The 14,280-nt window shown below is 40.0% G+C and carries 9 protein-coding genes and 1 pseudogene; 7 read left to right on the forward strand and 3 right to left on the reverse strand.

What is annotated here, in order from left to right; all coding sequences use genetic code 11:
• The first annotated feature begins 101 nt into the window (after positions 1-101).
• Positions 102-2,129, forward strand: coding sequence for a cation:proton antiporter (locus VS868_RS07175; protein WP_345599696.1), 2,028 nt, complete (start codon positions 102-104; stop codon positions 2,127-2,129).
• A 101-nt stretch (positions 2,130-2,230) separates the two neighbouring features.
• The gene (locus VS868_RS07180) at positions 2,231-4,111 is read left to right on the forward strand and encodes a sodium:proton antiporter (RefSeq protein WP_345599698.1); all 1,881 of its coding nucleotides are present in this window, start codon (positions 2,231-2,233) and stop codon (positions 4,109-4,111) included.
• On the opposite strand, the gene VS868_RS07185 is transcribed toward VS868_RS07180, so the two are convergent.
• Together VS868_RS07185 and VS868_RS07190 are read right to left on the reverse strand one after the other, a co-directional pair.
• On the reverse strand, positions 4,108-4,242 hold the full coding sequence (locus VS868_RS07185; RefSeq protein WP_345599699.1) for a hypothetical protein: 135 nt from the start codon (positions 4,240-4,242) through the stop codon (positions 4,108-4,110). The two genes, VS868_RS07180 and VS868_RS07185, sit on opposite strands and share 4 nt — an antisense overlap.
• Before the next feature lie 92 nt (positions 4,243-4,334).
• The gene (locus VS868_RS07190) at positions 4,335-5,204 is read right to left on the reverse strand and encodes an AraC family transcriptional regulator (protein ID WP_345599700.1); all 870 of its coding nucleotides are present in this window, start codon (positions 5,202-5,204) and stop codon (positions 4,335-4,337) included.
• A 216-nt stretch (positions 5,205-5,420) separates the two neighbouring features.
• Here VS868_RS07190 and VS868_RS07195 point away from each other — a divergent pair.
• The 5 genes and pseudogenes from VS868_RS07195 to VS868_RS07215 form a co-directional block, all read left to right on the forward strand.
• Positions 5,421-5,566 (forward strand): annotated as a pseudogene (locus VS868_RS07195) (SDR family oxidoreductase); the annotation flags it as partial.
• Entirely contained in the window at positions 5,567-7,357 is a 1,791-nt protein-coding gene (locus VS868_RS07200) for an alpha-L-fucosidase (protein WP_345599701.1), read from the forward strand.
• 482 nt (positions 7,358-7,839) lie between these two features.
• Positions 7,840-10,221, forward strand: coding sequence for a glycoside hydrolase family 95 protein (locus tag VS868_RS07205; protein WP_266070154.1), 2,382 nt, complete (start codon positions 7,840-7,842; stop codon positions 10,219-10,221).
• Positions 10,222-10,262: 41 nt separating this feature from the next.
• Positions 10,263-12,368 (forward strand): alpha-L-fucosidase, encoded by a 2,106-nt coding sequence (locus tag VS868_RS07210; protein ID WP_266070153.1) that lies wholly within the window; start codon positions 10,263-10,265, stop codon positions 12,366-12,368.
• Positions 12,369-12,370: 2 nt separating this feature from the next.
• Entirely contained in the window at positions 12,371-13,153 is a 783-nt protein-coding gene (locus VS868_RS07215; protein ID WP_266070152.1) for an SDR family oxidoreductase, read from the forward strand.
• A gap of 59 nt (positions 13,154-13,212) precedes the next feature.
• On the opposite strand, the gene VS868_RS07220 is transcribed toward VS868_RS07215, so the two are convergent.
• Entirely contained in the window at positions 13,213-14,265 is a 1,053-nt protein-coding gene (locus tag VS868_RS07220) for a ferredoxin--NADP reductase (protein WP_345599702.1), read from the reverse strand.
• Positions 14,266-14,280: the final 15 nt, after the last annotated feature.

Raw genomic sequence — 14,280 nt, forward strand, 5'->3', positions numbered from 1 at the left:
GATCGATTCTGTCAAAAATCACTTAAAAATAGCATTTTTTGCAGGAATTTTATTTTAAGAGTGACAATATCTACTACATTTAAATCCTTTACTGGAAATATATGAAAGAATTCCTCGAGTTGCTGAAACATGAATTTGAATTGCCGCTATCCAATCCGGTGCTGGTTTTTTCGCTTATCCTGCTTATAATCCTCATTTCTCCCATTGTATTACGGCGCCTGAATATTCCCGGGATCATCATCCTTATTGTTTCAGGGATTGTTATTGGCCCCTATGGTGTAGGAATCCTGGAACAAAGTGCTGCTATAGATCTATTTTCTACCATAGGCTTGCTTTACATCATGTTTATTGCGGGTCTTGAACTCGACATGAACCAGTTTAAAGCAAACCGGAATAAAAGTTTTCTCTTCGGATTTTTCACGTTTAGCATTCCCCTGGGAATAGGCTTCCCTGTTTGTTATTTTCTTCTGAATTACGATTTCAACGCCAGTTTTTTAACGGCCAGTATGTTTGCTACCCACACCCTGCTCACATATCCCATAGTGAGTAAACTGAAGGTATCAAAGAACGAAGCTGTGGCGATCACTGTAGGTGGAACTATACTTACAGATACTGCGGTACTTATTGTACTTGCAATAATTATGGGAAACCATGAAGGCACCCTCAATGCTGCATTTTGGCAACGGCTGGGGATCTCCCTCGCAATTTTTTCGGTCATTATGTTCTTTCTTGTACCCCGAATAGCCAAATGGTTCTTTACAAGCATGGAAAATGAAAAGCATTCCCACTACATATTTGTGCTTACTGTCGTGTTTATATCGGCGTTTCTAGCCGAACTGGCGGGAGTGGAACCCATTATAGGAGCCTTTCTTGCAGGTTTGGCCCTAAACAGGCTAATCCCCCATTCTTCGGCACTTATGAACAGGGTAGAATTCATCGGGAATTCCCTGTTCATCCCTTTTTTCCTGATAAGTGTAGGGATGCTGGTAGATATTAGTGTAATCTTTAGTGGACCTATGGCGCTATTGGTGGCAGGGACCCTAACGGTAGTAGCTGTTTTAGGAAAGTGGCTTGCCTCCTTCCTCACTCAAATCACCTTCAAATATTCGGCGGCTCAGAGAAAGGTCATTTTTGGGTTGAGCAGCGGGCATGCTGCGGCGACCCTTGCCGTGATCATTGTGGGTTTCAACGCAGGGATCATAGATGAAAATATTTTAAACGGTACAATTATCCTCATCCTGGCCACCTCTATAGTTGCCACTCTTGCCACACAAAGGGCGGCAGGTAAACTGAAAGCTGAATCTGATAAAGATCTCTCAAAAGAGGTAAAAAACGCCGAAGCTTTTAAAAATGAAACCATCTTACTGCCTATTGCCAATATTCTGAATTTTGACAAGTTGCTTGAGTTCGCAATCCTGATCAAGGATAAGGCGTCTCCCAATCCCATTTCTATACTTTCGGTAGTGCCCAATAATGCCGAAGCAGAAATTAATATTGCCCGTGCTACCAATAAACTTGAAGATTTTGTTTCACAGGCATCTGCCGCCGAAGCTGAAGTTACCATACATGCTACCATAGATCACAATGTTGCGCATGGAATTGCCAGAAAGGCAAGGGAAATCATTGCCGATCTTGTCATTTTTGGATGGCCTTCAGAAAAAGTGCTTATCGATAAACTTATTGGCAAAAAGATGGAGCGCATTATTGCTGCCAACAATAAAACTTCCTTTATTACTCACTTTAGCAGGCCACTTGCCACCCATAAGCGGTTGTTTTTAGTTGTACCGGCACTTGCCGAAGAGGAAGAAGGTTTCTCTTTATGGGTAAGCAAGATAGAAGTGCTCTCTAAAGAGCTTAGTGTCCCGGTGGTGATCTATTGCAACGAGGTGTCAAAAATGGCAATTTCAGAGCAGTTTAAAAAAATGAAGAGCGATTCTCCTGTGACCTATAAGATCTTCAAGGAGTGGAACGATTTTCTCATTTTGGGCAGGGACATGCAGGAAGAGGATATTGTGGTGCTGGTTTCGGCCAGAAAAGGGTCAAAATCCTTTCAGAATGTACTAAGCGGTATTCCTGCCAAACTGGAAAAATATTTCTTTGACAAGAGCCGTATTATTATTTTTCCTTAGCTTCTTCCGAAGAAACAAAACGTACTGAATCACAGAGATTCTGCAGTTAACGCATAAAAAGTTAACTTTATGGCTAATTTCTATACAAAAGTAAATAACACATGTTAGAACTAGCAGGCTTAGTTATCCTGGGAATACTGGCGCAGTGGGTTGCCTGGAAAACAAAGACACCGGCAATTCTTCCGCTTATACTTATAGGCCTTTTTGTAGGCCCTTTTTCCACACTAATTTCCCATGACGGAACAAAGTGGCTCGAGCCTATTTGGAATGGGGAAGAAGGCGTATTTCCCGGAGAGAGCTTATTTTATTTCGTATCTCTGGCTATTGCGGTCATTCTTTTTGAAGGAGGACTTACCTTAAGGCGTGGCGAGGTGGGAAATATTGGTCCCGTTATCGTGAAGCTGATAAGTGTGGGGGTTGTAGTTACCTTTTTTGGCGCCGGGCTTGCAGCACATTTTATATACGGGTTCTCGTGGCAAATATCTTTCCTGTTTTCGTCCCTTATCATAGTTACAGGACCTACGGTTATTGCACCTATTCTTCGGAATATTCCTCTTAAAACTCATGTTTCCTCCATCCTGAAATGGGAAGGAATTTTGATAGATCCTATTGGCGCACTGATTGCCGTTTTGATGTATGAATTTATTCGCGTTGAAGGTGGGCAGGATTTTACTATTACAGCGCTTACAGAATTCGGGAAGATCATTCTATTTGGTTTCACCTTTGGTTTCACCTTTGCTCATATCCTGGCCCTGCTTATAAAGCGGAACGTAATACCTCACTACCTGCTTAATGTTTTCACCCTGGCCACGGTACTTGGGGTATTTGTACTTGCCGATACATTTGCCCATGAAAGCGGACTTTTAGCAGTAGTGGTTATGGGAATGGTTATGGGTAACAAAAACCTGCCAAACATCAAGGAACTGCTTTATTTTAAAGAGTCTCTGAGCGTACTGCTCATTTCGATCCTATTCATTCTCCTTGCAGCAAATATCGAAATCTCTGACCTATTACTTATTTACAACTGGAAAGCGGCTATGTTGTTTGGGGCAGTCGTGTTCATTGTACGGCCTATTGGGGTTATTCTTAGTTCCCTGGGTTCTAATCTTAAAGCCAATGAGATTGCCTTTATCAGCTGGGTTGGCCCCCGTGGTATTGTTGCGGCCGGTATTGCTTCCCTTTTTGGGCTTAAACTGGCCAGGGAAGGAGTTCCGGGAGCCGAATATATCACTCCGCTGGTCTTTATGGTAGTATTACTCTCTGTACTGCTCAATGCCACCACGGCGCGCATCTTTGCTAAACTGGTAGGTGTTTTTGTAAAAGACGCAGAGGGAATTCTCATTATTGGCGCATCTTCTGTTTCAAGGCTTATTGGTAAATACCTGCAAGACAATAATAGGCATGTGGTGCTGATGGATAACAATGGTGATAACGTAATGAAGGCGAAGGATCTGGGCCTTGATGCTATTGCAGGTAGTGTTTATGAAGACGATCTTTTCAACAATGTTGAGCTCAATGATGTTGGTTACCTCATGGCTATGACCGGGAACAGTGATATCAATAAAACTGCGATAAACAAGTTTACCAACCAGTATGGGGAAAAGGGCTCTTTCAGGCTTATTTCTTCGGATGAAATGAATGATCCGGAGACAAATCCTTCCGAAGGATTATTTTCTCACACCGATGATTATATTAAATTAACTGAAGTGGCCAGAAGCTATCCCACCATTCATGAGGTAGTACTCAACAGCAGGGCGCATTATGAAGGTTTACTGGAAATTTCTAAAACCGATCCCGACATTATTCCGCTTTTTGTAAAGACCGATACCGGCGAATTAAGGATTATCCCATCCCACAGTTCAGAAGTGGAAATTAACAGCGGATACCAATTGGTTTATTTAGGTAAAAAGATCAAGAAGGAAGAAGAAGAACAGGAAGAGAACTACGAAGAGACAGTAGAAAAGCTTGAAAGCGAAAACTAATCTTTATTGATCTCCTCCAGAAGCTCATTGGTTAATTCGAGGGTGAAGAGAAACTGATTGAAAGGAGAGGACTTATAATAAAGAATATTGATGTAGCCCGTAAGATGATTTAGGTCTTTGGATCTGCTCATGGGAGGGTGAGAGAAATGATAAGAAGTTTTCAGAAGAAGTAACTTCCTTTTACTCTTGAGTATTTATTAAAATCATATGATTCTTCTCTGATTTATTCCTGATATAAGGCGTTGCTCTTCATAGCTTGATACTGGCTAGGGGAGACCTTGTTGATTTTTTTAAAGGTTCTATTAAAATAAGAGAGGCTGTTAAATCCTGACAGGTACGAAACTTCAGAAATTGTTTTTACGGGAGATGTCTCAAGTAATAATTTACAGGAGTAATTTATTCGAAACTCATTCAAGAAGGTAATAAACGGTTTGCCGGTACTCTTTTTAAAATATCTACAAAAAGCAGATTTATTCATACCAGATCTTTCTGCTACCTTGCCTAGGGTAATATCTTCTTTAAAATGCAGCATGATATATTCAACTGCATCATTCACTCTTTTTTCTGAAATTTTATAATAATTCAACCAGGTTAAACTTCCGAGGCTCGTATAGGTTTTATACCTGGATAATTTCAGTAAAATGTTAAGAACATTAAGAGCATTCTCGGAATGAGATTCACTGTCAATGTTGTCCAATATTTGCCGAATGTGAATATTTTCCGGCTGTCGGAATAGAACACCCCTTTTGCTTATTGTAACAATTTGTTTTAAAAAAGAAAATTCAGGCAAGTCTTTACTATTTCTGCTTAAAAAGGATTCATTAATATGAAAAACATAAGCTTTTGAAATTTTAGTATTTTCATTTGAATATTTACTATAGAACATATGAGGTACATTTTGTCCCAGAATAAAAATATCATCTTTTTTGTAATCCCCTATAAAATCGCCAGCATACAATGTGCCTTCTCCTTCAACAATATACACCAGTTCCAGCTCAGGGTGGTAATGCCATAGTTTGAGGAATTCCCTGGCCTCATGAACAGAAAATTTAATATTTCGGGTAAGATATTTATGTAAAAATTGAAGTTTCATTGATTAAAATCACGGCTCTCGCCAATTTTTTATATAAATGAAATTAAAAAAAGAAGGATGTGCAAATATTGTTCAACACATTGTAAATATTGTTCACATATTTCGTTTTTATGGAGCTTATCTTTGAAATGATATTTTTAACTTATTATAATCTTTTTTGGAAAAAGCTGTAATTATATCTCCTAATGACAATGTAGCTGTTGCTTTTCAAAATATAAACTTTCTAAAACTTAACCTCTGGGAAGAATGGGAAATCCCGATGGGTGGCCGGCTTAACAGTTTAATTATGTTCTGATGAAGCTTCTCTTATCACCGGTACAAATTTCCCTATAAATGGAGGATTTATTAAATTTAATGGATAAATGAAAAGAATATTTACTTTTTTAAGCTTATTATTTTTTAGCTCAGTTATAGCTCAAACAACACATGAAGAGGCAAAAAGGGCAATTGAAGAGAGAAGTTTCCCCAACTGGTTTCAGGATGCCAAACTAGGCATTTTTATTCACTGGGGATTGTATTCGGTTCCGGCTTATGGAGGAAAGGAAAGTTATTCTGAATGGTACCTGCGTGGTTTACAAATGAACGACAGCTTACGTACTAATTTTTTAAAAAAGACCTATGGAAGCGACTTTACCTATAATGATCTTACCAATGAATTTAAGGCCGAGCTATTTGATCCTGAAGAATGGGCAGATTTATTTAAAAGAGCGGGAGCTAAATATGTTGTTTTAGTCTCTAAACATCATGATGGGTACGCCCTCTGGCCAAGTAAATATAACCGTAACTGGAATAGTGTAGATACAGGTCCCAAAAGAGACATAGTTGGAGAAGTTACAGAAGCAGTTAGAGATTCGGGACTTAAAATGGGGTTATATTATTCTTTACCAGAATGGAATCACCCACTGCATAGGTGGTACAGTGATCCTCACGACAGCATAAACACTTATGTGGAAACTTACATGATACCTCAATTCAAGGAGCTTGTAAGCACGTATAAACCTTCGTTAATTTTTGCGGATGGAGAATGGTATAATTCTGCCAAACAATGGCACTCTGCAGAGCTTATTAACTGGTATTATAATCTTGTTGGAGATGAGGCAATTGTAAACAACCGGTGGGGAAGCGGACTCGATGTGGGTTTTCTTACCCCTGAGTATAGTGCAGGAATCAAAGAAACCTCCAGGCCATGGGCTGAAGTTAGGGGTATAGGACGTTCTTTTGGACTCAACCGAAATGAAGACCTGGAGGCATATGGAACCTCTAAGGAACTTGTTGAGAAATTTGTTCAGGCTGTAGCTAATGGAGGAGGAATGATCTTGAATGTTGGTCCTGGAGCCGATGGTCAAATTCCATTAATACAGCAGGAGCGACTTGTACAACTAGGAAACTGGCTCGAAATAAACGGCGAGGCAATTTATGGAGCAGAAGCATTTGATATTACTGAAGAAGAGAAAGAGGTGCAAATTTCCAGGGTAGATGAGGTGATCAATTTTAATTGGGTACGTAACTCTCCATTAAAAGGAATTAGAGAAGATGATTTTTCCGTGAGGTGGGAAGGCTATCTTGTTGCTCCCAAAAATGGCAAATATAACATTGAATTAGATGCAGATGATGAAGCAATTCTGGAGCTTGATGAAAGAACAATTATAAATAACAATTACACAGCTCCAGATAAAGAGGCTGAAGTAATGAATGCAAATACCAGCTACTCAGAAAATGCAGTAGTTGATTTAAAGGCCGGGAAACCTTATAAACTGGTATTGAATTACAGAGAAAAGAAGCAGAATGCAAAGGTTACACTATCCTGGAGCAGTAAAGGAGGTGAGAAAGAAATTATTCCTGGTGATGCTTTCTACTTAGATCAGGAAAAGATTCAGCCAGGGTTACAGGGACAATACACTTCATTAAAAACACACATTGCTTACACTAAAAAGAACAACTCCCTGTATGCAATTAGTTTTGAATGGCCCGAGGATTCTTTACAACTAAATATTCCAAAGCCAAAACCAGGAGCTACAGTGAAAATGCTCGGTCTTGAAAGAGAACTTGACTGGAGCTACAAAAACAGTAAAATGTTTATTAACACCAGTGGAATTAAATATAATGAATTACCCTCCCATGATGCATGGACATTCAAAATAGATAATTACTAAAATATTTTAAATAAACTAATAAGATTTGGTGAAGCAGGAAAAGAAAAACCTGGAGTACTTTCGATCTACTTGTACTGTAACATCAATTGCCGGAAGTTATCCAGCTTGTAAAGGAATTTCCTGCGCCAGCTTTTTGTATTGGATCATATGGGTAAACCTCAAATAGCTAAAGGTCTCTCGAATGAATGGGTAGAGAATATCAGAGTATTAAGTAGTCATAAGAATGTCTATTGTAAAATCTCAGGATTTTTAACCGAGACAGGGAATTTTAAGTGTACAAAGAACGATTTCAGCTCTTTTTTTGAAGTAGTAAGCAAAGCTTTTGGTGAGAACAGACTGATGTATGGATCCGATTAGCCGGTATGTCTCGCTGCAGGAAGCTATAGTGATACTGTGGGAATTATTAAGGACTATTGCAGGGAGCGGGGAGATATTTTTCTTGAAAAGCTGATGGGTATAAATGCAGAAAAATTCTATCATTTATGACGAAAAAGTTTATTTTTTCTGTTTTGGCAATTCTAAGCTTCTGGTTATCTATAAAAGAAGCAAACGCTCAGAACGTAACAGATTCAATTCCCGAGCATATACTGTGGTATGATGCCCCCGCAAGCGAGTGGTTGGAGGCATTACCTGTAGGAAATGGTAGAATAGGAGCCATGGTCTTTGGAGATCCAAAAAATGAAAGGATTCAGTTAAATGAAGATTCTATGTGGCCGGGAGGGCCTGACTGGGGGAATGCTAAAGGCAATCCTGAAGATCTCAAATATATTCGAGAGCTCATTGAAGAGGGCCAGATTGAAAAGGCAGATAAAGAGATTGTAGAACGGTTTTCATATAAGGGTATAGTTCGATCTCACCAAACTTTAGGGGATCTGTACATCAATTTTCACGAGCGTGGGTCTGTAGAAAATTATAAGCGTCTTTTAAATCTAAATACGGCTGAGGTGGTGATCAGTTACACTTCAGAGGGCTCAGCATATTATCAAAAGGTATTTACCAGCGCACCAGATGATTTACTTGTAATTGAATTAGGTACCAATTCAGAAAAGGGGATGAATTTGACTTTGCGGTTAGATCGCCCGGAAGATGAGGGGCATTCCACAGTGCAAATAAGCAATCCTCATTCATCTGAGATTGCAATGAATGGAGTGGTGACACAATACGGTGGGAGGGTACATTCCCAACCAGCACCCTTAGATTATGGGGTCCAATTTGAAACTGTATTGAAAACAGATCATGAAGGGGGCACAGTGATACCAAAAGATGGAACCCTTATATTACAGGGGGTGAAAAAAGCCACAATTAAACTTGTGGCAAATACTTCATTTTATACTAAAGATTTTCAAAATAGAAACAGGGAAGTTTTAGATCGTTTATCGGGAGTAGGATATGAGAAACTTTACGAAAGACATGTGCAGGATCATCAAAAGTATTTCAACAGGGTTCAATTTCAACTGGGTAAGAATAAAAGCAGCAAATTACCAACAGATCGTCGGCTGCAAAACTTAGCCAAAGGGGAAGAAGATTTGGATCTGGTATCAGATCTTTTTCAATTTGGAAGATATCTTCTTATTTCATCCTCAAGACCCGGTACCAATCCTGCAAACCTCCAGGGTTTGTGGAATGACCATCTTGCGGCACCGTGGAATGCCGATTACCACCTTAATGTTAATCTACAAATGAATTACTGGCCTGCTGAGGTGACTAATTTAAGTGAGTTTCATCAGCCATTATTCGATTTTACCGATAGGCTTATTGAGAGAGGCCGAATTACCGCCAGGGAACAGTATGGCATAGAGAGAGGGGCTGTGGCGCATCAGGCGACAGATCTTTGGGCTTCGGCTTACATGCGGGCAGAACAACCTTACTGGGGCAGCTGGATTCATGGCGGGGGCTGGTTGGCTCAACATTACTGGGAACATTATAACTTTACCCACGACAGGGAATTTTTGGAGGAGCGGGCATATCCTGCCATTAAGTCTTTTGCAGAATTTTATCTGGACTGGCTGGTATGGGATAAAAAATCTAAGAAGTGGGTTTCATTTCCAGAAACCTCACCCGAAAACTCTTATATAAATGAAGAAGGGAAAAGAGCGGCAGTTTCATTTGGTAGTGCTATGGGCCATCAAATTATAGGTGAGGTATTTGACAATGTATTGGCAGCCGCAGAGATATTAAATATTGAAGATGATTTTATCGCAGAGGTTCGGGAGAAAAATAAGTCACTTTTTCCCGGAATTGTGGTGGGGCCAGATAATCGACTGCTAGAGTGGAATGAAGCCTATGAAGAAACAGAAAAGGGGCATAGACATCTTTCTCACCTATATGCACTTCACCCAGGCGATGATATTACCCCCGCAACTCGAAAAGCTTTTGCTGCAGCAAGAAATTCTATTGATTTTAGATTGAAACATGGTGGTGCCGGTACCGGCTGGAGTCGGGCGTGGATGATTAACTTTGATGCACGCTTACTAGATGGAGAATCAGCAAAAAGTAATGTAAATAAATTCATGCAGATATCCCTGGCAAAGAATCTATTCGATTTGCACCCTCCTTTTCAAATAGACGGGAATTTTGGGTTTACAGCAGGAATTGCCGAAATGCTGCTTCAGTCACACGAAGGATTTTTGAGGATACTTCCTGCGCTTCCCGAAGCCTGGAAAGAGGGGAGTATTTCAGGATTAAAGGCAAGGGGAAATATTGAGGTTGATATTATATGGGAAAACGGGAAGTTAAAGGAGTTAATTCTAAAGGCGAATAAAAACAGTCTTCAGAAGATTGTATATGCGGAAAGAGAGGTTGAAGTTGACTTACCTGCAGGAAAGAAAGTGCGGCTTAACGCTAAACTTCAAATAAAAAAATAGCATTCTTCAAAAGAAAAGAAGGTTGTAAAACTTATTTAAACATGAATATACTACATCGCATGAGTCTTATAGGTTATTTCTTTTTGTTTTTTAATCTTTTACAGGCACAGGAGATCGCCGACCCTGTGGGGCCCCTTCCTTCCCAACGTCAGTTAAACTGGCAGGAAATGGAATATTATGCTTTTATTCATTTCAATATGAACACCTTTACAAACCGCGAATGGGGAGAAGGAGGGGAATCACCTGAACAATTTAATCCCACAGAATTAGATGTGCGGCAGTGGGTAAAAGTGGCAAAGGAGGCTGGTATGAAGGGAATAATAATTACTGCAAAACATCATGACGGGTTTTGTCTCTGGCCTTCAGAAACGACAGAACATTCTGTGAAAAATTCTCCATGGAAAAATGGTGAGGGAGATCTCGTAAAAGAACTTGCAAAAGCTTGTGAAGAATTTGATCTTGGGTTTGGTGTTTATCTTTCCCCCTGGGATAGAAACCATGCCGAATATGGCAGGGAAGAATATGTGAAGGTTTTTCATAGACAATTGGAAGAACTAATGACCAATTATGGTCCTCTTTTCGAAGTTTGGTTTGATGGTGCTAACGGTGGTACGGGTTATTACGGAGGTGCCAATGAGAATCGGAAAATAGATCACAGAAGTTACTATCAGTGGGATAAGGTATATTCAATAATTAGAAAGCATCAGCCGGATGCTGTAATTTTTGGAGATAATGGTCCCGACATTAGATGGATAGGGAATGAAGAAGGTGTAGCGGGTAAAACAAATTGGTCTCTAATTCGTAAAGCCGAAGTATATGCAGGATCGGGCAAACATAAAGAATTGCAGTACGGGCATGCCGATGGAACTCACTGGGTGCCCGGAGAGGCCGATGTTTCAATAAGGCCGGGCTGGTATTATCACCCGCAGGAAGATCACCTGGTAAAATCTCTCCCGCATTTGCTCGATATCTATTACGAGTCTGTTGGAAGAAATGCTTCCCTGCTGTTAAACATTCCGGTAGACAGGAGAGGGCTTATTCATGGGAATGATATAAAGCAGTTAATGAAGCTGAGAGAAAAACTGGATGAGGATTTTAAAAATAATCTGGCTCAGAATATAGAAGTGAGTGCAAGTAAATTAAGAAATAATGATTCAAAATTTTCTGCAAAAAACACCGTAGACGGTAATAAGGAAACCTATTGGTCTCCTGGTAAAAACGAAATTAAAAGTTCTCTTACGTTAGATTTTGGTAAAGATGTTGTTTTTAATAGATTCCTGGTACAGGAGTATATTCCTCTTGGACAGAGGGTAAAATCTTTCACTATAGAAGGCCTTGTTAATGGGGAATGGCATGAAATAGATCGCCAAACAACCATAGGCTATAAAAGAATTTTGAGGTTTGACCTAATCAAAGCATCTGCTCTAAGACTAAATATTCTGGATTCCAAAGCCAGTCCTTTAATATCGAATATTGAAGTGTATAATGCTCCCGCATTGTTGGTAGCTCCTGAAGTTTCCAGGTCAAAAAACGGAGTGATTACCCTGCAGGTTCCCGATGAAAACGTGCATATCTATTATACTCTAGACGGGACTGAACCAAACCAGGATTCTTACAGGTACAAAGGAGGTATTGACGGAGAAGAGCCGGTTACTGTAAAAGCAGTGGCCTATGATCCTCTAAGCGGAAGGTACAGTGAATTAAGAACTGTAAATTTTGATATTCCGAAGACCAACTGGAAAGTTATAAGCGCGACTTCTGGTGACACCAAAGAAGTTTTCAAAATTATTGATGAAGATAAGAGTACCTGGTGGGCATCAACAAAAAATGAGGAGTTACCACAGGAAGTGGTGATTGATTTGGGCAGGGATTACCTTCTGAAGGGTTTTACTTATCACCCTTCGCAGGATAGATGGTCATTTGGAACTATTTCAGATTATATTTTTAAAGTGAGTAAAGACAATCAAAACTGGGACCAAGCAGCTTCAGGTGAATTTGGCAACATTCGTAACAACCCTATTGAGCAAAAGGTAGGTTTTGAGCCTGTTGAAGCAAGGTACATTAAACTTAAAGGTGTAAGAAGCACAGATAATAGTGGTGCTATTTCTATTGGAGAGCTAAGTGTAATAACAGTAAACCAGAAATAAATATGGACTTAGGCCTTACAAATAAAGTTATATTGATAACCGGTGGGATGCAGGGAATTGGAGGAGCAATTTCCAGGTGTGTGGCACAGGAAGGAGCAATTCCTGTATTTATAGGAAGAAATGCGAAATCTGGAAAGTTGCTGGAGTCTGAATTAATAAATATAGGTCAAAAAGCATACTTCTTGCAGGGAGATCTCAATATTGATGGTACTTGCAAAGAACTGGTACTAGCTGTAAAAGAGAAATATGGAAAAATAGATGCACTGGTGAATAACGCTGGCGCAAATGATGGTGTAGGTCTTGAAAATGGTAATCCAGAGAGCTTTTCTAAATCAGTATTCAATAATTTGAATCACTATTATGAAATGGCACATTATTGCCTGCCTCATCTAAAAGAATCTAAGGGTAACATTATTAACATTAGTTCAAAGGTAGCTCTCACAGGCCAGGGTAACACCTCGGGTTATGCCGCTGCTAAAGGTGCACAATTAGCGCTTACAAGAGAGTGGGCTGCCGAGCTTTTGCCCTTTAAAATAAGGGTGAATGCTATTTTACCGGCAGAAGCTTTCACCCCTTTGTATAAAAACTGGCTGAGTTCTTTTGATGATCCCGGGAGTAAGTTGAAAAGTATTACATCAAAAATCCCTTTAGGCAAACGTATGACTAGTGTTGAGGAGATTGCCGATCTGGCTGCCTTTATTTTGTCTGAGAAATCTGCTCATACCACAGGACAGTTTTTATTCGTGGATGGCGGGTATGTTCACCTGGACAGATCTTTAACTTAATGTGCTGTGATCTCAATATAGTGGCGCAAATGTAGGTGGATAGTGTCTCTTTAATCTCTCTAGACATCATCATAATCCACTTTCAACGTGCTTGAAGTGGGATGTGCCTGGCAGGTTAGCACAAGGCCTTCTTCGATCTCGCTATCTACTAAAATGGAATTTTTTTCCATTTCGGCGGTTCCTTCTACAATTCGGGCAACGCAGCTGCTGCAAATTCCGCCCTGGCAGGAGTAGGGCACATCGATATCATTGTCTAGCGCCATTTGTAAAACAGTCTTATTCTTGGGCATACTCAGGGTTACCTCCTCTTCATCAACTTTTATGGTGAGCTGGGTTTCCCCCTCAAGATTAGACTTAATTTCTCCTTCAACTTCAGTATTAAAGAGTTCAAAAAGAACCTGCTCTTTTGTGATGTTGTTCTTCAGGAGGACTTCAGAAACTTTATTGATCATTTCTTCAGGCCCACAAAGATAGAAGCGGGTAAAATTGGTATCCTTAAACCTGTTTTTCAGCACGTAATTCACCGTGCCTTCATCAATCCTTCCGTAGTGGCAGTTTTCTTCGTTACACCTGCTGTAAACAAACTCGATAAAAAGCCTGTCGGGGTGCGCTGCCTGTAGCTGCAGTAGTTCTTTAAAAAAGATGGTTTCGTCTGGAGTGCGGTTACCGTACACAAGTACAAAACGGCTGTGTTTCTCTTGCTGTAGTACTGTTTTTAGAATAGACAATACAGGAGTTATCCCGCTCCCGGCTGCAAAAGCTGCATAGGTGTGAGGGTGGCCATCCTGTACCGGTTCAAAGATAAATTTACCTTCGGGAGGATGCACTTCCAGTACATCTCCGGCTTTTAATTTGTTATTGGCCAGTACCGAGAAAGTTCCGCTTTTCACTTCTTTTACAGTAACCTTGAAGGTATCATCTGTAGGCGGAGTACAAAGGGAATAGGCTCTACGAACTTCTTTTCCTTCTATAGTGGTTTTAAGTGTAACGTATTGTCCTGCTTTAAAGGAAAATTCGGTTTTTAATTCCTGTGGTATTTCAAATTCGAGACTCACTGCCTCTGCTGTTTCCCTGATTATATTTTTAATCTTTAACGGAAAGAATTTGCTCATTTTTTGGGTATTTGC

It is taken from the genome of Salinimicrobium sp. 3283s, assembly GCF_039602225.1.
GTDB lineage: Bacteria > Bacteroidota > Bacteroidia > Flavobacteriales > Flavobacteriaceae > Salinimicrobium > Salinimicrobium profundisediminis.

What these genes read in the sequence shown, in the direction of transcription:
- VS868_RS07185 (WP_345599699.1), bottom strand. Translation starts at nt 4,242, where the DNA reads ATGAGCAGATCCAAAGACCTAAATCATCTTACGGGCTACATCAATATT.
- VS868_RS07200 (WP_345599701.1), top strand. Translation starts at nt 5,567, where the DNA reads ATGAAAAGAATATTTACTTTTTTAAGCTTATTATTTTTTAGCTCAGTT.
- VS868_RS07210 (WP_266070153.1), top strand. Translation starts at nt 10,263, where the DNA reads ATGAATATACTACATCGCATGAGTCTTATAGGTTATTTCTTTTTGTTT.
- VS868_RS07220 (WP_345599702.1), bottom strand. Translation starts at nt 14,265, where the DNA reads ATGAGCAAATTCTTTCCGTTAAAGATTAAAAATATAATCAGGGAAACA.
- VS868_RS07180 (WP_345599698.1), top strand. Translation starts at nt 2,231, where the DNA reads ATGTTAGAACTAGCAGGCTTAGTTATCCTGGGAATACTGGCGCAGTGG.
- VS868_RS07190 (WP_345599700.1), bottom strand. Translation starts at nt 5,204, where the DNA reads ATGAAACTTCAATTTTTACATAAATATCTTACCCGAAATATTAAATTT.
- VS868_RS07175 (WP_345599696.1), top strand. Translation starts at nt 102, where the DNA reads ATGAAAGAATTCCTCGAGTTGCTGAAACATGAATTTGAATTGCCGCTA.
- VS868_RS07205 (WP_266070154.1), top strand. Translation starts at nt 7,840, where the DNA reads ATGACGAAAAAGTTTATTTTTTCTGTTTTGGCAATTCTAAGCTTCTGG.
- VS868_RS07215 (WP_266070152.1), top strand. Translation starts at nt 12,371, where the DNA reads ATGGACTTAGGCCTTACAAATAAAGTTATATTGATAACCGGTGGGATG.